The 24,800-nt window shown below is 61.8% G+C and carries 21 protein-coding genes; 13 read left to right on the top strand and 8 right to left on the bottom strand.

What is annotated here, in order from left to right; genetic code table 11:
* Nucleotides 1-95: 95 nt before the first annotated feature.
* A complete protein-coding gene (locus BLW21_RS12585) occupies nt 96-1,640 on the bottom strand; it encodes a glycosyltransferase family 39 protein (protein WP_092740519.1) in 1,545 nt (514 codons plus the stop codon).
* Nucleotides 1,641-1,670: 30 nt separating this feature from the next.
* Complete coding sequence (locus tag BLW21_RS12580) at nt 1,671-1,916, bottom strand: hypothetical protein (protein ID WP_092740517.1); 246 nt, start codon at nt 1,914-1,916, stop codon at nt 1,671-1,673.
* 221 nt (nt 1,917-2,137) lie between these two features.
* On the opposite strand from BLW21_RS12580, the gene BLW21_RS12575 reads away from it, so the two are divergent.
* Nucleotides 2,138-3,487, top strand: a complete 1,350-nt coding sequence (locus BLW21_RS12575; protein WP_175470956.1) for a YfcC family protein — start codon at nt 2,138-2,140, stop codon at nt 3,485-3,487.
* A 147-nt stretch (nt 3,488-3,634) separates the two neighbouring features.
* On the opposite strand, the gene BLW21_RS12570 is transcribed toward BLW21_RS12575, so the two are convergent.
* On the bottom strand, nt 3,635-4,024 hold the full coding sequence (locus BLW21_RS12570) for a DUF6960 family protein (RefSeq protein WP_092740513.1): 390 nt from the start codon (nt 4,022-4,024) through the stop codon (nt 3,635-3,637).
* Nucleotides 4,025-4,199: 175 nt separating this feature from the next.
* On the opposite strand from BLW21_RS12570, the gene BLW21_RS12565 reads away from it, so the two are divergent.
* From BLW21_RS12565 to BLW21_RS12555, 3 genes are all read left to right on the top strand, one after another.
* On the top strand, nt 4,200-5,621 hold the full coding sequence (locus BLW21_RS12565) for a hypothetical protein (protein ID WP_139255200.1): 1,422 nt from the start codon (nt 4,200-4,202) through the stop codon (nt 5,619-5,621).
* Between the two features lie 333 nt (nt 5,622-5,954).
* The gene (locus BLW21_RS12560) at nt 5,955-7,799 is read left to right on the top strand and encodes an alpha-amylase family glycosyl hydrolase (protein WP_245711887.1); all 1,845 of its coding nucleotides are present in this window, start codon (nt 5,955-5,957) and stop codon (nt 7,797-7,799) included.
* A 119-nt stretch (nt 7,800-7,918) separates the two neighbouring features.
* Nucleotides 7,919-9,775 carry a glycosyltransferase gene (locus BLW21_RS12555; RefSeq protein WP_092740509.1) on the top strand — a complete coding sequence of 619 codons (1,857 nt, stop codon included), beginning with the start codon at nt 7,919-7,921 and terminating at the stop codon, nt 9,773-9,775.
* A gap of 122 nt (nt 9,776-9,897) precedes the next feature.
* On the opposite strand, the gene BLW21_RS12550 is transcribed toward BLW21_RS12555, so the two are convergent.
* On the bottom strand, nt 9,898-10,863 hold the full coding sequence (locus BLW21_RS12550) for a fasciclin domain-containing protein (protein WP_092740507.1): 966 nt from the start codon (nt 10,861-10,863) through the stop codon (nt 9,898-9,900).
* A gap of 238 nt (nt 10,864-11,101) precedes the next feature.
* Here BLW21_RS12550 and BLW21_RS12545 point away from each other — a divergent pair, with 238 nt between their 5' ends.
* The 7 genes from BLW21_RS12545 (at nt 11,102) to trpS (ending at nt 16,806) form a co-directional block, all read left to right on the top strand.
* On the top strand, nt 11,102-11,959 hold the full coding sequence (locus BLW21_RS12545; protein WP_092740505.1) for a DUF4198 domain-containing protein: 858 nt from the start codon (nt 11,102-11,104) through the stop codon (nt 11,957-11,959).
* Between the two features lie 102 nt (nt 11,960-12,061).
* Entirely contained in the window at nt 12,062-12,436 is a 375-nt protein-coding gene (locus tag BLW21_RS12540; protein ID WP_019947928.1) for an STAS domain-containing protein, read from the top strand.
* A 161-nt stretch (nt 12,437-12,597) separates the two neighbouring features.
* Complete coding sequence (locus tag BLW21_RS12535; protein WP_092740503.1) at nt 12,598-13,515, top strand: ribonuclease Z; 918 nt, start codon at nt 12,598-12,600, stop codon at nt 13,513-13,515.
* Between the two features lie 113 nt (nt 13,516-13,628).
* Nucleotides 13,629-14,303: a hypothetical protein gene (locus BLW21_RS12530; RefSeq protein ID WP_139255199.1), complete on the top strand. Its 675-nt coding sequence runs from the start codon at nt 13,629-13,631 to the stop codon at nt 14,301-14,303.
* Between the two features lie 82 nt (nt 14,304-14,385).
* Nucleotides 14,386-15,138: a queuosine precursor transporter gene (locus tag BLW21_RS12525; RefSeq protein ID WP_092740499.1), complete on the top strand. Its 753-nt coding sequence runs from the start codon at nt 14,386-14,388 to the stop codon at nt 15,136-15,138.
* Nucleotides 15,139-15,160: 22 nt separating this feature from the next.
* Nucleotides 15,161-15,814 (top strand): hypothetical protein, encoded by a 654-nt coding sequence (locus BLW21_RS12520; RefSeq protein WP_092740497.1) that lies wholly within the window; start codon nt 15,161-15,163, stop codon nt 15,812-15,814.
* A gap of 14 nt (nt 15,815-15,828) precedes the next feature.
* Nucleotides 15,829-16,806: a tryptophan--tRNA ligase gene (gene trpS, locus BLW21_RS12515; RefSeq protein ID WP_092740495.1), complete on the top strand. Its 978-nt coding sequence runs from the start codon at nt 15,829-15,831 to the stop codon at nt 16,804-16,806.
* A gap of 59 nt (nt 16,807-16,865) precedes the next feature.
* Here the strand turns inward: trpS and BLW21_RS12510 are convergent, their stop codons facing one another.
* The 3 genes from BLW21_RS12510 to BLW21_RS12500 all read right to left on the bottom strand — a co-directional run bounded on the left by BLW21_RS12510 (nt 16,866) and on the right by BLW21_RS12500 (nt 20,243).
* Nucleotides 16,866-17,723: a hypothetical protein gene (locus tag BLW21_RS12510; protein WP_092740493.1), complete on the bottom strand. Its 858-nt coding sequence runs from the start codon at nt 17,721-17,723 to the stop codon at nt 16,866-16,868.
* A 131-nt stretch (nt 17,724-17,854) separates the two neighbouring features.
* Nucleotides 17,855-18,973: a CaiB/BaiF CoA transferase family protein gene (locus BLW21_RS12505; RefSeq protein WP_245711885.1), complete on the bottom strand. Its 1,119-nt coding sequence runs from the start codon at nt 18,971-18,973 to the stop codon at nt 17,855-17,857.
* Nucleotides 18,974-19,508: 535 nt separating this feature from the next.
* Complete coding sequence (locus BLW21_RS12500; RefSeq protein ID WP_092740491.1) at nt 19,509-20,243, bottom strand: class I SAM-dependent methyltransferase; 735 nt, start codon at nt 20,241-20,243, stop codon at nt 19,509-19,511.
* 100 nt (nt 20,244-20,343) lie between these two features.
* On the opposite strand from BLW21_RS12500, the gene BLW21_RS12495 reads away from it, so the two are divergent.
* On the top strand, nt 20,344-21,381 hold the full coding sequence (locus BLW21_RS12495) for a Gfo/Idh/MocA family oxidoreductase (protein ID WP_175470955.1): 1,038 nt from the start codon (nt 20,344-20,346) through the stop codon (nt 21,379-21,381).
* A gap of 136 nt (nt 21,382-21,517) precedes the next feature.
* Here BLW21_RS12495 and BLW21_RS12490 read toward each other — a convergent pair whose 3' ends face one another.
* Nucleotides 21,518-22,639 (bottom strand): porin, encoded by a 1,122-nt coding sequence (locus BLW21_RS12490; protein WP_092740489.1) that lies wholly within the window; start codon nt 22,637-22,639, stop codon nt 21,518-21,520.
* 178 nt (nt 22,640-22,817) lie between these two features.
* On the opposite strand from BLW21_RS12490, the gene BLW21_RS12485 reads away from it, so the two are divergent.
* Nucleotides 22,818-24,542: a DEAD/DEAH box helicase gene (locus tag BLW21_RS12485; protein ID WP_092740487.1), complete on the top strand. Its 1,725-nt coding sequence runs from the start codon at nt 22,818-22,820 to the stop codon at nt 24,540-24,542.
* Nucleotides 24,543-24,800 lie beyond the last annotated feature (258 nt).

Genomic DNA, 24,800 nt, shown 5'->3' with positions numbered 1-24,800 from the left:
CGGATTGCATTGGGTGGGAAGCCGTGAAGTTCGCTCAAAATGCGCGGAAACCAAACCTGGGGGCTGGGGTGCACCATATCAACCCAAAACCCACCTTAAAACTGCCCCCAGGCGGCCAGCTCGCGGCGGTGCTCCTCGGCGGCGTAGGCCAGAATGGCAGCATCGGGGTGGGTGCCGAGCCGGATGCGGGTATTCTGCTCGCGGGCGTAGGGGTTGCGCACCTGCCCCACCTTTTGCAGGGTTTGGAAGTGCTTTTCCAGGCCCGGCGTGGGGTCTTCCTCTACCAGCAGCACGTACTGCCAGCCGCCGGGTGGCGCAGGGGGCTGCCAGAACAGGTAGCTGCCGTTGAAGCTGTTGGCCGGCGGTAAGTTGCGGCGGTGGCGGTTGTAGTAGTTGATGGCGCCGGCCTGGCCGTAGTTGTCCGCCAGAATGAGGGTATGGCCCCGCGCTTCGGGTGGCAGCGCCGCGTAGGCCGCCCAGGTTTTATCGGCCAGCTCGCGCCAGCCCTGCATGTCGGCGTAGTCTTGGGGCAGCGGGTGGTTTTGGCCGTCTTCCCAACGCAGCGCGCCCACCCGCTCGTAGCGCGCCCGGTGGGCCAGCATGCCGGCGGGGGGCTCAATTGGGAACAGCAGCGGCAGCATCCGAAGGCTGAGGGCCAGGGGCAGCACCAGCAGCGCGGGCCGGAGCACGCGGCCTAGGCGCGGCCGGCTGCGTAGCCACTGCTGCCACCAGGCGGCGCCAGCGGCCATCAGCAGCGGGTAGTAGCCCAAGGCGTAGTAGTCTTTGCCGTGCAGCAGCGTGAGCAGCAGCAGGCCACCCACGTACACCAGCCCCAGCACCCGGTAGGGTTGCAGCCGCCGGCTCAGCAGCAACGCCAGCAGCCCGGGCACCCACACCCACAGGCTCAGCGCGTTCATCAGCAGCTGGCTTTGCCAGAACCCGGCCACCGATACGTGCACCAACTGGCTTTCGCGCAGCAGCGCCATGTGGTGGAGCACCGGCAATCCGTGCCCAATTTGCCAGGTCAGGTTGGGCAGCCACAGCAGCAGCGCCAGGCCCGCCGCCAGCCAGAAATGCCGCGTAGCCAGCACCCGCCGCAACGGCGTGAGCAGCAGCGCCGCCAGCAACGCACCAATGTAGAAGAGAGCCGAATACTTGTTCAGCAGCGCCAGCCCCAGCACAGCCCCCATGGCGTAGAGCCAGCGCGGGGCCGGCTGCTGCACGTAGCAAATCAGCCAGTAGCCAACGGCCGTGAAGGCCAGCACCTCGAACGCGTTGGGCTGGAACAGAAAGTTGAGCCGGGCGTAGGCCCCCAGCAGGTAGCCCAGGCCGGCCAGCGCCACCGCCCAGGGTCCGCCGCCTAGGCGCTGCACGGCCCGCCCCACCAAGTAGATAGTGAGGCTGCCCCAGAGCAACGGCCAGAATTTCACCCAGAACCAACTGCCGCCCAGTGCCAGCGTAACCCAGCTTTGCAGGGCCGTGAGGGGCGGCACCTCCAGGTAGCCCCAAGCTAGGTGGCGGCCGTATTCGAGGTAGAGGTATTCGTCGCGGTGCAGCTCGTAGGCGCGGCTGGCCAGCCCGTAGCCGGTGGCAAACTTGAGCAGGGCCAGCAGCGCCGGCAGCAGGCAAGGACTTTTCATCCCCCAAATATATAATTTTGCGGATACTGGTTACAGGTCGCGGGGCAGCCGGATGGCAGGCAGATAATCGCGCAGGCCGGCGGGGTGGCGAAAGAGGTGGATGAAGAGCAGGTGTTCGTTATCGTACTCGCACCACTGCTCGGCGTAGAAATCGGCCACCGCGAACAGCCGCAACCGGAAGCTGTCTTCGCGCCGCTCGGCCAGCAGCCGCCCGTGCCCGGCCAGGTACTCGGCCTGGCGAAACATGTTCAGCGCTTTGAACTCGGGGTACTTCATGGCGGGGCAAAGATAACGGGGTGATGAGCTTTGTCATTCTGAGCGAAGGCGGAGCCCTAGTCGAAGAACCTCGCGGGCCAAAGTACTCCCGATAGCAGGGTTTGTCTGGCAACGTCAGCACGCGAGATTCTTCGACTAGGGCTTCGCCTTCGCTCAGAATGACACGTCTTCACCCTATCAACTTTCGCCTCATCACCATCTCACCCCCTACCTTCGCTCCCATGAAGACGATTCGATTTCCACACCCGCTGGTTTTGCTGGTGGGCTTTATTTTGCTGGCCTGCGCCTTGAGCTATGTGCTGCCGGCCGGCGTATTCGAGCGCATCCCCGATGCCGCCACCGGCCGCGACGTAGTGGTGCCCGGCTCCTACCACCGCGTGCCCGCCACGCCGGTCAGCCCATTGCAGGCCTTGGTCGATATTCCGAAAGGACTGGTAGACGCGGCGGCCGTGATTTTCCTAGTGTTCCTGGCCGGCGGCGCCTTTACCGTGGTCGACCTCACGGGGGCCTTGCGCCGGGGCGTGGATTGGCTGCTGGAGAAGTTTCGGGGGCGCGAGGCGGTGGTGATTCCCATTATTTCGGTGCTGTTTGCCACTATGGGCGCGCTGGAGAATATGCAGGAGGAAATCGTACCCCTGGTGCCGGTGCTCCTGATTCTGATGCGCCGCATTGGCTACCCGGTTGTCACGGCTGCCGCTGTCAGCATCGGCTCGGCGGCGGTGGGCGCGGCGTTCAGCCCGCTCAACCCGTTTCAGGTGGGCATTGCCCAGAAGCTGGCCCAGCTGCCGCTGCTCTCGGGCGGCGGCTTTCGGCTGGTGTTTCTGCTGCTGGCCCTGATTATCTGGATTGGCGGCACCGTGCGCTACGCCCAACGCCACCGCATAACGCCCGAAACCAGCGAGGAAGCCGATCCGAAAGGCACGCTGGTCACGGGCCGCAACCATGGGCTGGTGCTGGCGCTGCTGCTGGGCGGATTCGCGTTCTTCGCCTACGGCGTGCTAAAGCTGGGCTGGGATTTCGAGCAGATGGCGGCCTTGTTCTTCACGATGGGCGTGCTGGCCGGCCTCGTGGGCGGCCTGGGCCTCACGGGCACCGCCGAGGGCTTCATTGCCGGCTTCCGCGACATTGCCTTTTCGGCCCTACTGATTGGTTTTGCCCGCGCCATTTTCGTGGTGCTGGAGCAAGGCCAGATTGTCGATACCATCGTCAATTCCCTCTCGGCCCCGCTGGCCGGGATGCCCGCCTGGGTGGCGGCGCTGGGCATGATGGGCGTACACACGGCCCTGCACCTGCCCGTGCCCTCGGTCAGCGGCCAGGCCGTGCTCACCATGCCACTGCTCGTGCCCCTCTCCGACCTCATCGGCCTCTCGCGCCAGGTTACGGTGCTGGCCTACCAATATGGCGCCGGCCTTTGCGAGCTGATAACGCCCACCAACGGCGCCCTGGTCGCCATTGTGGCTGCCTGCGGCGTGCGGTTTGACGAGTGGTGGAAGTTTGCCTTCCCGCTGTACCTGCTGCTACTGGCCCTGGGCGCGGTGGCCGTGGTAATCGGTATTGTGGTGGGGCTTTAGCGGTGAAATGGTGAGGAAAAAGTACGTGTCATGCGGAGTGTAGTCGAAGCATCTCTACCGCAGTAGTAAACCCAGCGTCAGAGCTACCATTGCGGTAGAGATGCTTCGACTACGCTCCGCATGACACGTTATTTTTGCACTTCTCCTCTACTCTCCCACCAACTCCGCTGCCTCAAACACGCGCTGCACCTTGCGCTTCTTCTCTACCAGCTGGAACTGAAACGTGTCGGCGCGCTCATCGAAGTACACGTCGGAAATAAGGCCCTGGTGGGCGGGCGGGGCGGTGGTTTTCACCTGGTCGCCGAAGCTGAAGGCCGGTTTCTGGTAGAGCTCCTTGAACAGCTCGGCGCTGACGAAGAACTGCTGCTCGTCGTAGCGCAGGATAATCCAGTCGTCGTTTTCGTCGATTTTCTCGAACACTTTGCCCAGCGGCTCCAGCCACTCGAAGGAGCGGCGGTTGGCGGGATGGATGTAGGAGTAGCCGTATTCGGGCGTCCAGCCATAGAGGCCGAACACCACGGGTTTGGGTCGGGGCATAAAAAGTGGATGGGGAACCGGGTTACTACGCCTTATCCAACTTGTAAACAGGTTAAATGATTGAGGTGAGCCGCTAAAATACGCAAACCCCACAACTGGCCCGGCCTTCGGCAGTTCCTTCAATTCCAGAATCTGGAATATATATTTGAGTTCATGCTCTTTCCACTCCTTACTTATGACTTTTCATTTTAAACTATCCGCTGTTACCCTATTGGCAACCCTGGCCTTTGCCGGTTGCGCAGACCGGCAGGAAGCCCAGCCCGTCATTTCAGTTCGGACCGGCACCAACACTACCGGCCAGGCTACTATAGTGCCGCAGCCCGTGTTACCAACTCCGCCGACCAAGAACGACGCGGAGTATAAATTCGATTGGGAAACCGATTTAATCCTGCCCGCCCCGCCCAACCAGCCAGCCGTGCCGCTGCCGTGGGCACCTAATGCCAGCCGCACGTTTCCAGTTGAATGGGCCAATGATTATAAGCGTACTGATGGCTGGGAGCTCTTTTTGAATAACAATTCCAAAACCAGTTCCTCAAGCTCAAAAATTCTGGTCTTCTACAACAAGTTTCGGGGCGTAATGCGGCTGTACTATTATCTGGATAGTAGCACCAGCCAGTTGCCCCCGTCGGGGATACTGGCCAGCACTCTGCGGCTGACTGGCAGCTATGCGGCCCAATCTTCGCTACTCAACTTTGGTGGTCAGAGCATCATCGACCTCGCGCAGAACGCACCCTTCGCTTCAGCACTCGAGCCGCAGCCGCTTAATAGGTCTATTTGGTTCGCCACCCAGGTGGAGTTAGCTTACGACCCCTTCCTGCGGGAGCAATCGGCCGAAACCTTATTGTTTCAGTGGGACTTGGCTAATGCCTCTGCTACGGGCCTGTTGGGTGGAGTACCCTTTTCGACGCTGCCTGTGGGCTTGCGCAATACGGGAACCGACTTCAACAGTCCCGGCGCATCATTATCGTTTAGTGGTCAGGCCGAGTTGCTGGTGTACGGGGCAGGCGGCATCGACCGGCTACAGAACGCAGGCTTCGGTACCGAAGGCCTGCGCCGGGCCCTAACCGACCCGGTTAACAGCGACCTGCTCGATGGAGTGGTAACCCAGGCAGCCCAGACGGCCGGCACTGCTTTAAAATGGAAGGCGCCCGCTCAAATTACCAGAGGGCCACTGGTGCCGGTGTTAGGCCCGTCGTTGCCCGTGCCGGGGTACAACAACGCAGCTACCAAAGGGCTGGCCCCGCTCTACAACGATGCGGCCGGCGTGTTCAATCTGGCCCAGCCACCAGTGGTGCAGGCGCAGGAGCAGCCCGGCCAGACGTACCGCTACCGCTACAGCCTGGATGTGCCCTCGGTGCGCTACCTCTTCAATCCGGCTACTACCAGCGCCGCAACCATCCGCGACGTTCAACAGACCCTGATTGCCGCCGCCAGCGACGATAACTCCATAAGCCCGCAGTTCTATGCCGGCACAACCCTCGAAGCCACGGCCGAACTGCGCATTGTGGGGGTGCGGGTTTCGTTTGAGGTGGTGCCTACCAATGGCAGTGCGCCGGTCCGCATCATCAAAACCTTTAAGCCCACTATCGTTAAGTAAGCCCTGGAACACGTAAGCGCTGGATTACAAACCCCAAGTAGCCCCGGCAGTAGCAGACAAATCTGCTACTGCCGGGGCTACTTGGGGTAGAACGACCCTGGTAATTCCTGACCATCGGACAAGTACGGAGCTAAACGCAGCGCCAACTCTGGCCGGGCAACTGGTTGTTGCCGAACGCCTGTAAATGCTGCCGGCCAAACGGCCCCATTCCCGGCAAAGCGACGTGCGCGCCTGGCCCGTTCAGGTAGTCCCGCCCATAACCTTCACGCAACCCCAGCAGTAAAGAAACTTTGGCCGCCTCGGTTATCAGTGGCGGCCTTTTTCATAGACTTCATGCCTGAAACTGCTATTACCCCGCTTCCCGCTCCTTCCAACAGCAACCCTACGCCCACTGTGTTGGGCGGTATGGGGGCCCGCCCCTACGCCGGTGGCACCACATTCCGGGTGTGGGCGCCGGCGGCTACGGCCGTGGCCCTGGTGGGCCCGTTCAACGACTGGAACGCCACCACGCACCCGCTCACGTCTGAAGGCGAAGGCTATTGGACCGCCGACTTCGCCGGACTCGGCCCCGGCACCGGGTACAAATTCCACCTGACCACGCCCCACGGTGAGTTGACCAAAAACGACCCCTACGCCCGCCAGGTAACTCATTCGGCCGGCCATTCGGTGGTGGTCGACCCCAATTTCGACTGGGAAGATGATGCGTTTCAGATGCCGGCCTGGAACGAGCTGGTAATTTACGAGCTGCACATTGGTACGTTTTATACGCCCGACCCGGAGCGGCCCGGCACGTTCTACGACGCCATTGAAAAGCTCGACCACCTGCGCGAGCTGGGCATCAATGCCGTGGAGATTATGCCCGCCGCGGCCTTTCCGGGCCGCCTGAGCTGGGGCTACAACCCCGCTCACCCCTTTGCTATTGATGGCGACTACGGCGGGCCGGCGGGCTTTCAGGAGTTCATCAAGCAGGCCCACCGCCGCGGCATTGCCGTTATTCTGGATGTGGTGTACAACCATTTCGGGCCCGGCGACCTGGATTTGTGGCAATTTGATGGCTGGCAGGAAAACGACGGCGGCGGCATCTACTTCTACAACGACTGGCGCGCCGAAACGCCCTGGGGCCACAACCGCCCCGATTACGGCCGCGAGGCGGTACGCCGCTACATCTGCGACAACGTGCTCATGTGGCTCGAAGACTACCGCCTCGACGGGCTGCGCTGCGACGCCATTGCGCACATCCGCAACGTAAACGGCACCACCGACCCGGCCCACGACCTGCCCGACGGCTGGAGCCTGATGCGCTGGATAAACGAGGAGGTGCGCGCCCGCATGCCCTGGAAAATCATGATTGCCGAGGATTTGCTGGGCGACGAATACATCACCCGCGCCCCCGAAGAGGACGGCCAAGGCTTTTCGAGCCAGTGGGATGCCCGCTTCGTGTACCCCGTCCGCGACGCGCTGACCGCGCCCGACGACGCCGACCGCAGCATGGCGGCCGTGGCCGAGGCCGTGCTGCACCACTACAACGGCGAGGCCTTCCAGCGGGTGGTATACACCGAAAGCCACGACGAAGTGGCCAACGGCAAGGCCCGGGTACCCGAGGAAATTATGCCCGGTATGGCGGCCTCCTGGTTTCCTAAAAAGCGCTCGACCCTAGGCGCGGCGCTGGTGCTGACCGTGCCAGGCATCCCGATGATTTTCCAGGGCCAGACCATGCTGGCCGACGGCTCGTTCTCCGACGACCAGCCCCTCGACTGGGGCCGCGCCGAGGAACACGCCGGCCTCGTACGCCTTTACCGCGACCTGATTGCGCTGCGCCGCAACTTTGGAGGTAATACCCGCGGCCTGCTGGGCCAGCACGCCGAAGTACACCATCTCAACGATGAGCAGAAGGTGCTGGCCTTTATCCGCCGCGAACAGGGCGGACCGGGCGACACGACGGTGGTACTGTGCAACTTTGCCGACCAGAGCCACGACAACTACCGCATCGGTCTGCCCCGCGCCGGCCGCTGGCACGTGCGCTTCAACTCCGACTGGCAGGGCTACGACCAGGAGTTTGGCAATTTCGAAAGCGTGGATTGCGAGGCCGAAACCGGCATATACGACGACCAGCCCTTCCACGGCACCTTCGGCCTGGCGCCCTACTCCGTCCTGATCCTGTCGCAGGAACCGGGGTAGTCGTACGCTATAAGCTGTACGCCGCAAGCGTAGGAAGCTTAGTTTACCGCTCAAAACCAAAGCTTGCAACTTACAGCCCGAAGCTTGTAGCTTGCGGCTCGTCGCTTTATTCCCTGTCAATGCCTACTTCTTCGCTTGCCCCCGCTCCTACCGCCGCCGCTATTGCTGCCAATACCCTACTGGTGGAAGTGGCTTGGGAAGTCTGCAATCAGGTGGGCGGCATTTATACGGTTATTCGCAGCAAGGTGCCGGCTACCCGGCAGGTATGGGGCGAGCAGTACTGCCTGCTGGGGCCCTACTTTCCGCAGCAGGCCCAGGCCGAGTTCGAGCCCTACGACGACGAGCAGCTGGCCTCTTCCACCTCCGACGACCCATTTGCCGCCGCCGTCCGGGCCATGCGTGCGCTGGGCTACCAGGTGCAGCTGGGCACCTGGCTTATAACGGGGCGCCCCCGCGTGGTGCTCATCGACCCCTACCAGGCTTACCCGCGGCTCGACGCCATCAAGGCCGACCTTTGGGAGCATCACCACATTCCGGTGCCCGCCACCGACGACCTGCTGCACCAGGTAGTAGCCTTCGGCGAGCTGGCGAAGGTATTTTTGCAGCTACTGGCCGCCGAAACGAATCCGCCCCAACGGCTGATTGCCCACTTCCACGAGTGGATGACCGGCGTGGCCATTCCGGCCCTGCGCCGCGAGCAGGTGCCGGTGCAGGTGGTGTTCACCACCCACGCTACGTTGCTGGGCCGCTATCTGGCCATGAACGACCCCAACTTCTACGACCACCTCATGCAGGTGAACTGGCAGGCGGAGGCGCAACGCTTCAATATCGAGCCGGCCGTAACCATGGAGCGCGCCGCCGCGCACGGGGCCCATGTGTTTACCACGGTGAGCGAGCTGACGGTGCGCGAGTGCATTTACCTGCTCGACCGGATTCCGGATGCCGTGCTGCCCAACGGCCTCAACATCGAGCGGTTTGTGGCCCTGCACGAGTTCCAGAACCTGCACCAGCAGTACAAAAACAAGATTCACGAGTTCGTGATGGCGCATTTCTTCCAGAGCTACTCCTTCGACCTCGACAAAACGCTGTACCTGTTTACAAGTGGCCGCTACGAGTACCACAACAAAGGCTTCGACCTGACGCTGGAAGCCCTGGCCCGGCTCAACTACCGCCTGCAGCAAAGCGGGCTGGAAACCAACGTGGTCATGTTTTTCATCACCAAGCGGCCCTTCCACAGCATCAACCCCCAGGTGCTGCATAGCCGGGCCGTGCTGGAGGAAGTGCGCGAAACCTGCCAGGCCATTGAGCGGCAGGTGGGCGAGCGGCTGTTTTTTGCCGCCGCCGCTTCCGACGACAACCGCCTGCCCGACCTGAGCACGATGGTCGACGACTACTGGCGCCTGCGCTACCGCCGCACCCTGCAAAGCTGGAAAACCAAAGCGCTGCCCCCCGTCATCACCCACAACCTGGTCGATGACCAGAACGACGACATCCTTCACTTCCTGCGGCAGGCCAACCTGGTAAACAACCAGCACGACCGGGTGAAAATCGTGTACCACCCCGATTTTGTGTCGCCCACTTCGCCCCTGTTTGGCATGGAGTACGGGCAGTTTGTGCGCGGCTGCCACCTGGGCGTGTTTCCGAGCTACTACGAGCCCTGGGGCTACACGCCCCTGGAGTGCGTGGCCCGCGGCGTGCCGGCCGTTACTTCCGACTTGTCGGGCTTCGGCGACTACGTGCTGCAGAACGTGCCGACCCACGAAGAGCAAGGAATTTTTGTGGTGCATCGCCAGGAAAAGAGCTTCGAGGAGGCCGCCGAGGAACTGACCGACATGCTCTGGGAATTCGTGCAGCTCAACCGCCGCGAGCGAATTATGCAACGCAACAACGTGGAAAGCTCGGCCGAAATGTTCGACTGGAAAAACCTGCGTGTGTACTACGAGCACGCCTACCAGCTGGCCCTGGAGCGCAGCTGAACAGCGAAACGAGGGGTATTGCCCTATTCTTTTCAGCTTCAGCTAAAAAAAAGCCCGGCCCCGCCAAAGCGGAACCGGGCTTTTCTGCGTAGCAGCCCATCGGCAAGACGAGCAGCCGGCAACTAGGGCAGCAACACCTGATCGATGATATGCACCAGCCCATTATCAGCCAAAATGTTAGCGTTCGTAATATTGGCGGCCGTACCCGTTCCGCCACGCACCGTGAAGCCGGTGCCGCTGGCAGCAACGGTAACCGTATTGGCTCCGGCAGCCGTAGCAATCTGGCCGGCGGCTAAGTCAGACGAGAATACCCGGCCCGTGGTAATTACGTGGCGCGAAAGAATGGCCACAAGGTTGGCATCGGAGACGGAGCTAAGGGCAGCACCGCTGAGCAGGGTGCGAAAAGCCGCATCGGTGGGCGCGAACACCGTTATGTTGGCGGCCGGGTCGGCGGCAGCGGCCAGAATACTGGCGGCAGCCGGGCGGCTTAGGGCTTGTAGCAACAGGCTAAATTCGGGAGTAGGTCCCGTGTTAAAACCTGCTAAAATCTCAGTAATCGACTGGGTCGGCGGCATCAGCACGTTGTCGATGGCGTGAATCGTGCCGTTGGAGGCATCAACATCGGCCACTACCACTTTAGTCAGGCCGTTGATGAATACGCCGTTGGCATTCTTGGTAAGGTAAATCGTATTGTCGTTGACAATGGCAGAGCTGGCTGGCCGGGCGGTTTTCTGCGAGCTGGCACCGGTTGAAATATCAGCCGCCTTTATGTCGCCGGCTACTACGTGGTAGAGCAGAATATCTTTCAGTGTGGCAATCTGGGCCGGATCGGTAATGGCCGTGATGCTGGCGGCCGAGTTGAAGGGCGAGCCCAGCTTGGCAAAGGCATCGTTGGTGGGCGCGAATACCGTAAACGGCCCCGTGCCCGCAAGCGTGGTGCCTAGGTCGGCCTTGGTAACGGCCGCTACCAACGTCGAAAACCGGGCATCGCCCTGCGCTACCTGCACGATGTTCTGCGCGGGAATGACGTTGTTATCGTCATCGTCGTCGCACGATGTGAGGAGAGTGACAGAAGCGAGAGCCACCATAGCGAGCAGACCTCGAACCAGACGGAAAGAAAGGAAGGGCGTGTGCATTTGTTTAAGTTTTTGGGTGAAAAGATTAAACATTTGCCATCATTAACGGCCCACTTTTAATTTTGTTATATCTTGATACATTAATATTTGATTAAAAATATTCTACTCCAACGGTTCCGCACAATTTGCCGGGCCCGCCCGATCAAAGTCGATTATCTTGCAGTCAGCCGTCCCACCTGAGTCCCGCCGCATGAAACACCTCCTGTCTGTTCTGCTGGTTCTGCTGCTAACGGCCAGCACTGCATTGCTAGCCAACGAGTTCTGGCTGGAACCAACGCGGTTTGTGGTGGCGCCGGGCGCGCGCGTGCATCTGCGGCGGCTGTCGGGCGAAGATTTCCGCGGCCAACCCTGGGCTGGCCGCCGCGCCCGCCTCGAACTGCTACGCCATTACGCCCCCGGCGCGCCTTTCCTCGATTTACTGACTGCTTCCGCTTCTGCTGCCAACCCTACCGCCACTACCGATACCATCCAGAGCACCGTTACGCTCCACCAGCCCGGCACTCACCTCGTGGCGCTGGTCACCAATAATGCCATCATCACGCTGGAAGCCGCTAGGTTTTCTGCATATCTGCAGCAGGAAGGGCTCGATAACGTGCTGGCCCTGCGCGAACAGCGGGGCCAGACCACCGAGCCCGGCCGCGAGGCCTACCGGCGTTGCGCCAAAACGCTGGTGCAGGCCGGTCCGCCCAACCCCGCCGATACCGCCCGCGCCTGGGCCCGGCCGGTGGGCCTGCCCCTGGAGCTGGTGCCCGAGCAAAACCCCTATCATTTAGCTCCCGAGGCCCCGATGACGGTGCGCGTGCTACGGGCCGGACAGCCCGTTGCGGGCCAGTTGGTGGTGCTGTGGCGGCGCGGCGCACAGCCCCAGGCGCTGCTGCAAAAAATCCGCAGCAACCAAAACGGTCGGGTGTTGTTACATTTGTCCGGCCCCGGCCAGTATCTGGTCAGCACCGTGCGCATGGAGAGTGCGCCGGCCGCTGCCGGAGCCGACTGGCAGAGCACCTGGAGCACGCTGACCTTCGGACTACCGGGAAAAGCCCGGTTGTAGCGTTTGTCAGACCCTTTTTGGGACTTCATCCAGGATTCACACCCAACGGCTTTTTTTGCTACCTTCGCAACTACTCCCAAAACAACCGAACCGACCTGCGGTATGAAGTACTCCATCGATAAAAAAGAGACCTACACCATCATCACGATTGACGAAAAAAAGCTCGACACCACTGTTGCGCCCGATTTGAAATCGGAATTCGTGAAGCTTAACGCCGAGGGTATCAACAACCTGATTCTGGATTTGAGCAACGTGAAGTATACCGATTCGTCGGGCCTGAGCTCTATTCTGATTGCCAACCGCCTGTGCAACTCCACTGGCGGCCTGCTGGTAATGACCGGCCTGCAGGACCACGTGATGAAGCTCATCACCATCAGCAAGCTCGAATCGGTGCTGCACATTCTGCCCACCGTGGAAGAAGGTATCGACCGCATCTTCCTGCACGCCATCGAGCGCGACCTCACCAGCAAAGAATAGCGCTTGGTAAGCTATTAGCTGTTGGCTGTTAGCTGTTAGCTTTTTGCTGACGGCCAACAGCCAACAGCTTTTTTATGGTTGCTTGCAAAGCGGCCACTGCCCATTCCTTACCCTCACAAAAAAGCTAACAGCCAATAGCTGTCAGCTAATAGCTGAAAATTTTGGAGTTTGAGCTGAAAATTCTGGGCAGTGCCTCGGCCACCCCGTTTCCCGACCGCCACCACACGGCCCAGTTGCTGAGTGTGAACGGCACGCCCTACCTCATCGACTGTGGCGAGGGCACCCAGCGGCGGCTGCTGGAGTACAAGCTGCGGCCCCAGCGGCTGCACACCATCTTCATCAGCCACCTGCATGGCGACCATTTTTTCGGGCTGTTTGGGCTGTTGGGTACCATGAACCTGACTGGCCGCACCGAGCCGCTGCACCTGTTCGGCCCGGCCGGCCTCGACGAAATCCTGACCACCCAGTTCCGGCACTCGCATACCCACCTCAACTTTACGCTCGAATTCACGGCCGTCGATACCACTGAGCACCGGCTTATTTTCGAGGATAAAAATCTGACGGTACACTCGCTGCCCATGCGCCACCGCGTTCCGTGTTGCGGCTACATGTTCCGCGAGAAACCCAAGCGGCGCCGGCTGCTGGCCGAACAGCTGCCCGCCGGCCTGACGCCCGCCCAGCTTACGGCGCTTACCTTGGGCGAAGATGTGCGCGACGCGGCCGGCCAGGTGCTGGCCCTCAACGCGGCCGTTACCACCGAGCCCAAGCACGCCCGCAGCTACGCCTTCTGCTCCGACACACTTTACACCGAAACCCTGTCCGAGCTGGTGCACGGAGTAGATTTACTCTACCACGAGGCTACATTTCTGGACGATATGCGTGAGCGGGCCGCCACCACCCACCACAGCACCGCCCGCCAAGCCGGCCTGCTGGCCCGCCGCGCCGAAGTGCAACGCCTGATCATCGGCCACTTCAGCAGCCGCTACCGCGACCTGGAACCGCTGCTAACCGAGGCGCGCACCCAGTTTCCCTGGACCAGCCTGGCCATAGAAGGCAGCACGTTTTCGGTGGCTGAGTAGTACTCGGCGGGCCGGAGGCTGCCCCCAGCCGTTGGTGGGGTTTGAAGTGAATTGATTTATCTACTTTAGATCTGCTTCTTCAGGCCGGCTTTTATGAACGGCTCCCGCTACTTATGATTAGAAGTTTGCTGTATTACCTGCTGGCTCTGCTGCTGGCTGGTTGTGCCTCGGCACATAGCCTCACTCAAGCTGGTTTTCAGCCCACCGAAGCCCCGGCCATGCCGTTTACTACGCCCATATCGGCTATCGGCTCTATCCAGCGCGGCAACCAAGTAGTATTCGACAGTGCCGCAACCCGCGCTTCGGTGGGGCTGCTGCGTCGGCAGCTGCGGGCCCAGCAAGCCGGACTGCGTCTGAGCGGCGAACTAGTAATTCCGGACTCGTTGCGTCTTCAGGCCGAGCAGGAAATTGGCCGGGCCGTGGCGGCGCTTAACAGCCGGCCGCAGTTGGGGGGCGGGGCCAATTTGCCGGTACTCGATTATTTGTTGCAGCAACAGGGCCAGCGCTACGTTTTCGTTACGGCGGCGCGAGGCTTCACCCGCAGCCCCGGTAACTACGGTGGCCAGGTAGCCAAAAGCATCGGCGTGGGCCTGCTGACGATGGGGATGCTGGTACCCGTTTCGGTGAAGGCTAGGTCGGAAATTGGGGTGTTCGTGTACGACGCCCAACAGCGAGCCATTGTCTACTACTGCCACACGTCCCCCATCGAGCACGAGCCCCTAGACGAAACCAGCGTGGCCAAGCAGCTACGCACGATGCTGGCTAAGGACTATACCTTCGGGCCTTAGCTTCTCCCCTGCCTGGTTAAGCACTCGCCCGGTCCTGCTCTTCGGCTGCCTCCGGCCGGGCCCTTTTTTCATTCTACCCCCCATGCCCGCTAAAACCTTCGCGCACAAAAAACAGCAGCTCTACTTGGTGCTCAGCGGTATTTTTATCGTGAATGCGCTGCTGGCCGAAATCATTGGGGTGAAGATTTTTTCGGTTGATAAGCTGATGGGGCTGCCCGGCAACCTCACGGCGGGCGTCATCATCTGGCCCGTGGTGTTCATCACCACCGACATCATCAACGAGTACTTTGGGCGCGCGGGGGTGTTGCGCATCAGCTTCCTCACGGTGGGCCTGATTTTGTACGCCTTCCTCGTGATTCTGGCCACCACCGAGCTGCCACCGGCCCAGTTCTGGCTCGATGTAAACCGCACCGACTCGCAGGGCCGGCCGTTTGATATCGACTTTGCTTACCACAGCATTTTTCGGCAGGGACTAGGCATTATCATCGGCTCGCTCGTGGCCTTTGTTATCGGGCAGGTGCTCGATGCCAGCATTTTCCAGTGGTTCCGGCGCGTGGCGGGCGGGCGCTACATCTGGCTGCGGGCCACTGGCTCCACGCTCGTTTCCCAGCTCGTCGATTCGGTGGTGGTCCTGTTCGTGGCCTTCTACGTGTTCGGCAACTGGACGCTGAATCAGGTGCTGGCCGTGGCCAACACCAATTACTGGTATAAATTTGCGGCGGCCATCCTGCTTACGCCCGTGCTCTACCTCGCCCACTACCTCATCGACCGGTACCTGGGCCAGGACGAATCCGAGGTACTCCAGCAACAGGCCCAGGCCGATGTGAGTGTATAACTACTGTTTTTCTACTGACCCTATGATTCGTTTTTTAGTACTGTTCGTTGCCCTACTCCTGCCCCAGGCCCTTTTTGCGCAGTTCGGATCTTACGAATCAGGCACGTATGTACTGGTAGACAACCGTCAGGTGCGCTATTCGGCCAAACTAAAGCTACGCGATGAAAACACGCTTCTTATTAAGGAAGGCAATAGCAAAAAGGAAAAAATAGACCTGGAAGAGGTGCTCTGGTTTCAGGTGGCCAACCGGAAGTTTGTTCCCATTGGCGGCTTTCATGTTAAGAAAGGGCTGGGGGGTACCGACGTACAACGCGGCTTTGCCGAAGTTCTCGACAGCGGCCAAGTAAAGCTGTACGAATACAGTTACTACGTTTCGAATCCGCCCAGAACCGGCAGTGGCGGTATGGTATATGGGGGCGGCGCCTCCTGGACGTCGGTGCATTTACTGCAGCGCCCGGGCGAGCAGGAATTTACAGTGGTGACTGCCAACCGCCTCAGCGGGGCCGGCAAGAACTTTCGTGAAATTCTGACGCCCTTTATTACCGCTCGTCCCGATTTACAAAAGCTGCTCGCCGACCGTAAAATTTCTATTGAAAATCTGGCCCCGTTTGTGCGCGCCCTCAATAGTGGAGAGCCTTATAAAGCCCCGATACTACCAGCCAGCCAGCTGTACTAACCCCTTTCCCTCCCATGTCCCGCATCCTTACCGGCATCCAGAGCACTGGCCGTCCTCATTTAGGCAACCTGCTCGGCGCCATTCTGCCCGCCATCGAACTGTCGAAAAATCCGGCCAACGACTCGCTGTATTTCATTGCTGACCTGCACTCGCTCACCACCGTGCGCGACCCGGCACTGCTACGCGAGAACACCTACGCCGTGGCCGCCGCCTGGCTGGCCTGCGGCTTCGACACCGACAAAAATCTGTTCTACCGGCAATCGGATGTGCCGCAGGTAACGGAGCTGACCTGGTACCTGAGCTGCTTCACGCCCTACCCGATGCTGGCCAACGCCCACAGCTTCAAGGACAAGAGCGACCGGCTGAGCGACGTAAATGCGGGCCTGTTTACTTACCCCGTGCTCATGGCCGCCGACATCCTGCTCTACGACGCCGACATTGTGCCGGTGGGCAAAGACCAGGTGCAACACCTCGAAATTGCCCGCGACATGGCCCAGGCCTTCAACAGCCGCTACGGCGAGACCTTCGTGCTGCCCCGCCCGCGGGTGGATGAGCAGGTGATGCTGGTGCCCGGCGTGGATGGCCAGAAGATGAGCAAGAGCTACGGCAACACCATCGACATTTTCGTGGATGATAAAACACTGCTCAAAACCATCAAAACCATCGTTTCGGACAGCACCCCGCTCGAAGCGCCCAAAAACCCCGATACCGACACCACCTTCAAGCTGTTCTCGCTGGTAGCTGGTGCCGACCAAGTGGCCGAAATGCGCCAGAACTACCTGAATGGTGGCTACGGCTACGGCCATGCCAAGCAGGCACTGTTCGAGGCCATCCGCACCCGCTTCGCTCAGGAGCGCGAGCAGTTCGCCTTCTTCAGCCAGAACCTGCCCGAAGTGGATAAGAAACTGGCCGAGGGGGCTAGCAAAGCCCAAGCCTACGGTACCGGCGTACTCAACAAAGTGCGCGAAAAAGTAGGCTACTCGCCGCGGTAACCAGCAAGCGGCCTGTTATCCAAAGTAAGCGCACGATGACAGGCCACTTGCTGCTCGAATCAGTATGGCAGGCCGTCGATGTTGTAGGTTTTTTGCTGGTTGCCGAAGCTGAATCCAACTTTGCTACCCCGGCTCACTTGCTGGTTTTCCAGCTTCTGCTTGACGGTGATTTTCTGGATATCGGTCATGGGCGGGGCAATCAGGTCGTTGTTGACGGCCGCAATCATGGCGCTTTCCACGAACAGCCGCAGCGCATCCTCCGTCACGAGGTTGTCCGACATATCGTTGTCGGGCAGTTCGAGTTGCTGCACGCCTTCAAGAAAGTAGTGCCGGTCGATGTTGATGAGCAGGCGGCCGACCAGGTAGCCTGGGTCGTTGAGACGCTGGTATTTGATACTGTCGGCCATGAAGTTGTAGGCCATGATGTGGCCGAAAAACCGTCGCCGGAAGTCCTCCTCCACGTATTTGGTGGGCATGGGGCCGTAATCGTCGGGGAAAGTGACGATGTTGGAGTGCAGCACAAACACCAGCAAGTCGCCGCTGAAGCGGATGTGAAACTCCATCTCGTTAACCGGTCGATACTCAACTATCACCGTCGAATCGATGGCGGCCACCTTGTTGCTGAGCTCCTCAACCAGCAGCTGCGAGGCCTGCCGCAGCAGCTCGAAGGTTGATTGCGTCTGACGATAGATTGCCTGCTTGGCCGAGGATTTTTGCCGTAGTCCCTCAAAAATCTGGTTCAGGCGGTCGGCGGGGGCGGCCGCCGGGTCGCCGGGGGCCTGGGGCTCCATCCCGTCGGTATTGGGCGCACCGGCCAGGCTGGCATCGGCCGTTGTCCGGATGGGCTTGCGGGCGCTGGTGGGCGGTGGGCCCGGGGAGAGGGTGAGCTTGGTGGGGCGGGAAATTTCGTCGTCCATGCAGCAGAGAAAAATTGAGGCGCGACTGGAAGCGCGGATGGAAATCAAGTGGGAATGCCCTACTTACGCAAAATTCACTGTTCTTGGTGCAGCCGACCGGCCATTCCGCCCACAAAACGGCGGCTGGTAACTTAGCTGCAACCTAACCGCGGCGGCCCCGGCAGTACCTCCGCTACGGGCCAGGTGCTGCTCCGAAAAGCCACCGTGCGCAGGCCCGAGTGCGGAAAATCAGCCGTGGGCGGTAGTAGCATGGCCGGGGCCGCAGGTTGGGTTAGGGCCTCCCCCACCGTGCGCACGGCCCCGGCCGGCACAACCCGCTTTTCGAGCTCGGCCAGCAACTCCGCCCCGCTTACCTGCGCTATCCGCCGGCGCAGCAGCTCCTCCAGCTGCTGGCGGTGGGCCACACGGGCGGGGTTGGTGCTGAAACGGGCGTCGGTGGCCCAGGCAGGCTGTTCGAGCACCGTGCAGAGCTGGCGAAACTGCCCATCGGACCCCACCGCCAGCAGCAGCCGGGTGCCATCGGCGGCGGTGTACACGGTGCCGTAGGGCACAATGCTGGGGTGGCCCGAACCCAGCGGCTGGGGCTCGTGGCCCGTTACCAGCCAACTGGTGGCCTGGTTGGCCAGCGAAGCCAGGGCGCTGTCGTGCAGCGATACTTCGAGCAACGTGCCGCGGCCGGTTCGTTCGCGCTGGTAGAGGGCCAGCAGCAGCGCCTCTTTGAGCTGATGCGCGGTGAGCAGGTCGATGAGGGCTACCGGCATTTTCTGGGCTGGCTGGCCGGGGCCGGTAGCATTGAGGTGCATGAAGCCGGTTTCGGCCTGCAGCACGGCATCGTAGCCGGCGCGGCTACTCTCGGGGCCGTAGCCGGTAATGGAACCGTACAGCAACCGCGGGTTCAGGGCCGCGAGCGTGGCGTAGTCGGCCCCCAGCTTCGCGGCGTCGCCGGGCTTGTAGGAGGCCAGCACGATGTCGGCGCGGGCGGCCAGCGCATGCAGTTCGGCGCGGCCGGTAGCGGCAGTCAGGTCGAGTACGCGGCTGGTTTTGCCCCAGTTGGCCGCGCTAAAATAGGCCGAAATGGGCGCGTCGGGGGCTTCGGCCGGCGTGCGCCAGGTACGGGTTACGTCGCCGGCCGGCGCTTCAATCTTCAGCACGTCGGCCCCCAGCTCAGCCAAAAACTGGCCCACCTGGGGGCCGGCCAGCACCGAGGCCAGTTCCAGCACGCGCAGGCCATAAAGGGGGAGGTCAGTCATTTATTAGGGATTAGGGATTAGGGAGCGAACGTCATGCTGAGTGTAGCCGGAGGCGAAACCGAAGAATCTCTAGCAATGGTAAGCATAGCGGCGGCAACGAAGCGGTAGAGATTCTCCGGACACTGGCTCTATGCGCCACATGCTCAGAATGACGTGCTTTTTTATCACTCCTCTTTCCCACTCGCCGCTAACCGCTAAGATATCCCCAGTCGCGGAGGCCTTCGTGGGGGTTGGCCAGCAGTTCCAGGCGGCCGTTGTGCAGCAGGTACACCGCGTCGCAGAGGGCCAGCACCTCTTCGTAGCGGTGGTCGGGAGCAGCAAGCCCTTGCGCAACGCTGCGCGGCGCATCACGGCGGCCAGGGCTTCGGTGTGTACGGGCATCACGCCGGTGAAAGGCTCATCGAGCAGGGTGAATTGGGTGTCGGCGTGCAGCAGCAGCACCTCCAGCAGCCGCGCGGTACCGCCCAACAGCTATCCGGCCGGCTGGTGTTGCTGCGCCAGCAGCTCCGGAAAGTCGGGCAGGACGGTGGGCCGCTTATTGTTTCACCCCCAGCCGCCCGAATATCGGAAATGTTACGGTTCGTGCGGCCGGCCCCCACAGGCGCATCAGCGCCGGGGCCAGTGCCTCAACGGGGTTGCGGCCGTGCTGCTGCTCATACTTCACCACGCTGCTCCAGGTGCGCAGGTAGCTCAGAAACCACTCGACCGACACTTGGTGCTGGTCGGCCAACTCCAGGGTTTCGACCTGCGCAAACGGGAACGGCAGGCGGGCGTACCGCTCGCCGATGTGCTGGCGCTGGGCATCCCAGTACCGTTCCAGCGTGTGGTCGTGGAAGTGGCGCAGCAGCGGGTCGAGTTCGGGGCTGATGGTGGCCAGATCGTATCCCCACTCGGCGAGCACGCCGCCGGGGCGCAGTACCCGCCGGGCTTCCTGGTTGAATGCCGCCGGCTCGAACCAGTGCACGGCCTGGCCCACCGTTATCAGATCGAAGCTGCCGGCGGCGAAAGGCGTGGCTTCGGCCGGACTAAGCTGATAGCGCACATTGGGCAGCGCCGGCGCCTGGGCCAGTTGGGCGGCGCTGCTGTCGGTGGCCTCTACCTGCCCGAAGTGCCCGGCCAGCACGGTCGCCACCTGCCCGTTGCCGGTAGCGCAGTCCCAGGCCCGTGCCCGGCCCGGCACCCGCGGCAGCAGCCACTGGTAGAGAGCCAGCGGGTAGCTGATGCGGTAGCGGGCATATTCGGCGGCTTGGCTGGAAAATCGGTCGAGCATAGTGAGTCAGTCAGTCAGTCAGTCAGGAAGGTGGTGGTAAAGAACGTCATTCTTCGCTGCGCTCTGAATGACGTTCTTTACCGCTTACTCGATACACCTTATGCCTATCCCAACCGGCCTACTGGCCTACGGAATGTCGGGCCGCGTATTCCACGCGCCTTTCCTGAATACTCATCCGGGCTTCGCGTTGCGGGCCGTGGTGGAGCGCCGCCGCAAAGCCGCCGCCGCAACGTACCCCGCCATCAGCAGCTACAACACGGTGGCCGATTTGCTGGCTGATGATTCGTTGGAGCTGGTGGTAGTGAACACGCCCAACGACACGCATTTTGCCCTGGCCCGGCAGGCGCTGGCGGCCGGCAAGCACGTGCTCATCGAGAAGCCGGTGGCCACTACCCCAGCCGAGCTGGACGAGCTGCTGGCGCTGGCCCGGCAGCAGCAGCGCCATGTGCTGGCCTACCAGAACCGCCGCTGGGATTCTGATTTTCAGCTGGTGCGCCAGGTAGTGGAAAGCGGCCAGCTCGGCCAGCTTACGGAGGTGCACTTCCGCTTCGACCGGTACAAAACGGCCCTCAATTCCAAGATGTTCAAGGAAGACCCGGCCGTAGCCGGCAGCGGCCTGAGCTACGACCTCGGGCCCCATGTGCTCGACCAGGCCCTGAGCCTGTTCGGCCGGCCCGCGCATAGCCGGTTCACCCGCGCCAGCCACCGCCCCGGCTCGCGGGTCGATGACTACTTCCACGCCCATCTGGAGTACGCTGGCAACCTGCACGTATTCGTGACGGGCAGCCTGCTTACGGCCGCGCCGGTGCCGGCCTACGTGCTGCACGGCACCTTGGGCTCGTTTCAGAAAAGCCGGGCCGACGTGCAGGAAACCCAGCTCGACCAGGGGGTTTTGCCCACCGAGGCTGCTTACGGCCAGGAGCCCGCCGACGCGGCCGGCACGCTCACGCTGGCCACCAGCGAGCCGGGCCAGTTCGTCACCACTTCCCTCCCCGCCCCCACCGGCAACTACACCGGTCTGTTCGAGGCCGTGTACCAAACTATCCGCCACGGCCGGCCCTTTCCGGTACGGCCCGAGCAACTGCGCTGGCAGCTGGAAATTCTGGCGGGCGGGGGCTTCCCCGGGTCCCAGGGCTGAAGCCCTGGGCTATGCAACGGTTGCCGCTACTGGCGTTAGTTACCTAGGCTGAAATTTTGGGCTAGAAAGCGGTTGTAGTTGAGCATTCAATAGCCCAGGACTTTAGCCCTGGGCCTACCGCGCAATAAGGCCCAGCTCAAAACATCAGCGCCACGCTGCTCGTGAGGTTGCCGTAGCTTTTGGTAAGGCGGCCGTTGCGGTCAACCAGAAAGTCGCGGCCGGAGTTGAACAGGCGGCCCTCCACGCGCACGGCCACATGGCTGGTGGGCAGGTAGTCGAGGTTGAGCGAGCCGGCCCGGACCTTGAAATCGGGGTCGGTGAGGGCGGGCGTAGCGTTGAGGATGGCCACGCCGTGGTCGGCCGAAAAGTATTCGAGCCGGCCGCCAATGCGCCACTTTTCGGCCAGCTGGTAGCGGGCCAGCGCCGTGCCGGTGTACCAGGTATCGGCCTTGGCGCCGGCCTCAGGGCGCTCCTGCTTGCCCACGTCGAACACCAGCGCCAGGCTCAGGCGGTCGGCGGCAGTGTAGCGGGCGTAAAAGTCGTGGAAGTAGCGACGGCGGCGCACCGTGCCTTCGGGCTGCTCGTTGCCGTAAAAGGTGCTGGAGTTGATGAGCAGCTTATCGGTGGCCTGCCACTGTAGTTGGGTACCCAGGGCCTTTGCCTGGTTGTTTTCGCGGATGTTCTGCCAGCCGTTGAGCACCAGCGCCGTGAGCGTGAGCGTGGGCGCGGCCTCGTAGGTAAATTTCACGCCGGCCTCGTAGTAAGGCGAACCCTCGGCGGCCAGCGAGCGGGTCAGCGTCCAGTTGTTCTTGCTCAGCGCCGACTCGATGCCGATATGGGAGCTGAAGATACCGGCATCAATCCAGGCCTTACGAAAGGGGCGGAAGCCGGCGTAGGCCTGGTAGATGTTGCGGATGATGGGGTCTTCGGGCGCGTAGTTGGCCGAGGGGTAGGTGCCGGCATGCAGGCCCACTTCGCCCCGCACCTGGTCGTTGTCGTAGCGCAGGCCAATGAGGCCCTGATTCACGGTAAACTCGTTCTGGCGGTTGTGGGAGAAAATGAAGTTGGGCCGCTCGTTGGTGGCCGCGTGCTTGAAATCGTAACCGTAATACGCATCCACGAAACCATACACGGTGAACGGGTTGGTGGGCGCGGTAACGGCTGTGGCCGCCGAATCGGCGGGGGTGCTCTGAGCCTGGACCGCGGCCGGCAGCAGGGCCAAACCAGCAGCGGTTGTTAGCGCGAAGAAGTATTTCATGCAGAACGGTTAAGAAAAAACTAGTACCGCCTACGGCATAATGAACCGGTAGGGCTGAAGAATCAGCCTAAAAACTGTCCGCTTTCCGTACCCTATCTTTGTTCACATAGTACGCAAGCGGTTTGCTGGCCCAGAAACGACAGGTCAGCCTTTTTTCATCCTCTATCCAAGCTGAACCTTGACGTTTCACGAATTTAACCTCCACGACGATTTGCTGGCCGGCATCGATGCCATGAACTACCAGCAGGCCACCCCCATCCAGGAGCAGGCCATCCCCAAAATCCTCGACGGCAAAGACCTCATTGCCTGCGCCCAGACCGGCACCGGCAAAACCGCCGCCTACCTGCTGCCCCTGCTCGACAAGATTTCGCACGCCAAGCACGGCACCACGTCCACGCTGGTGCTGGTGCCCACCCGCGAGCTGGCCACCCAGATTGACGAGCAGGTAACGGGCTTCGGCTATTTCGTGGAAGCCAGCTCGATTGCCATTTACGGCGGCGGCAAAAGCGAGGGCTGGGAGCAGCAGAAGCGCGCCCTCACCTCGGGCGCCGATATTATCGTGGCCACGCCCGGCCGCCTCATCGCCCACATGCAGATGGGCTACGTGAAGTTCGAGGACCTCAAATACCTGGTGCTCGACGAGGCCGACAAGATGATGGACATGGGTTTTTCCGATGACATCCTCAACATCGTGCGCCAGTTGCCCAAGGTGCGCCAGACGCTGCTGTTCTCGGCCACCATGCCCACCAAAATCCGCGACTTCTCGAAGCAACTGCTCCAGGAGCCCGAGGAAATCCGGCTGGCCGTATCCAAGCCTGCCGCCGGCATCGACCAGCAGTTCTACATGGCCTTCGACCGCCAGAAAATCTACCTGCTCGAACACATCATCAAAACCCAGGAGGTGCAGAGCATGGTGCTGTTCACGAGCCAGAAAGCGGCCGTGAGCGGTATCGTGCGGGCCATCAACAAGCTGGGTTACGTGGCCCAGGGCATCAGCTCCGACCGCACCCAGGAGGAGCGCGAGCAGATCATGCGCGAGTTCAAGAACAAGCAGTTTCCGATTCTGGTGGCCACCGACGTGCTCAGCCGCGGCATTGATATCGACTCGCTGAGCCACGTGGTGAACTACGATATTCCGCGCGCCGCCGAGGATTACGTCCACCGCATTGGCCGCACGGCTCGCGCCGCCACCAAGGGCACGGCCATCACCTTTATCTCCGATCAGGACCAGGACCGGGTGGTGAAAATCGAGAAGCTCATTGAGCGCGAAGTCGAGAAGCAGGACATCACCGAAGCCATGGGCCTTGGCCCCGCGCCCGAGTTCGACCCCAAGCGCTTCAGCGGCTTGGGTGGTAAAATAGGTGGCCGCCCCGAGCGCGGCGCCCGTAGCGGGGGCGGCGGTGGTCGCTCCGGCGGTGGCGGCCGTTCGGGCGGCGGTGGTGGCCGCGACGGCGGCGGCGCCCGCCCCGACCGCCGCGGCGACAAGCCCGACGCCGACCAGCAGGCCCGCATTGCCCGCGCCCAGGCCAACCTGGCAGCCCTCGATGCCGGCCAGGCCCCGGCCCAGCCCTACGAGCGCCCCGCCCGCGAGCCCCGCGAACCGCGGGCCCACGACCCCAACCGCCCCCGCCGCGCGCCCCGCCTGCCCCGCCCCGAAGGCGAAGTAACGCCCCCCGGTGAAGGCGTGCCCACCGACGGCGAAAACCGTCCCCGCCGCGCCCCCCGCCTGCCCCTGTCCGACGACGCGCCCGGCGCCCACATTGCGGGTGCCACCCGCGAGGCCGGCACGGACGAGAACCGCCGTCGCAAGCGCGGCGGCCGTAACCGCAACAACCGTGGCCCCCGCCCCGAAAGTGGCGATACTCCGGCTGCTGAAGGCCCGGCTGCTACCAGCGGGGAGTAAGGTTTAAGTGAGGCCATTTAAAAAGCCGCCGCTGCTTCGTGAGGAGCAGCGGCAGCTTTGGTTTTAGGGGTTACGGACAGTAGCGTTTTGCGGCTTACAGCAGGTGGCGAATTGACCAACTGTCTGCCCGGAACTGAAGATAAATCTATAACTAAAAGCCGAAGTTAATAACTACTGCTTAACAGAATTACGTCCGCCGAATATAAAGCCTGTATATGCACTGACAATGATTGTTTCAACGTCATGCCCCAATTGCAC

It is taken from the genome of Hymenobacter psychrophilus (assembly GCF_900107135.1).
Lineage (GTDB): Bacteria > Bacteroidota > Bacteroidia > Cytophagales > Hymenobacteraceae > Hymenobacter > Hymenobacter psychrophilus.
This window is presented reverse-complemented; position numbering and strand designations above follow the sequence as displayed.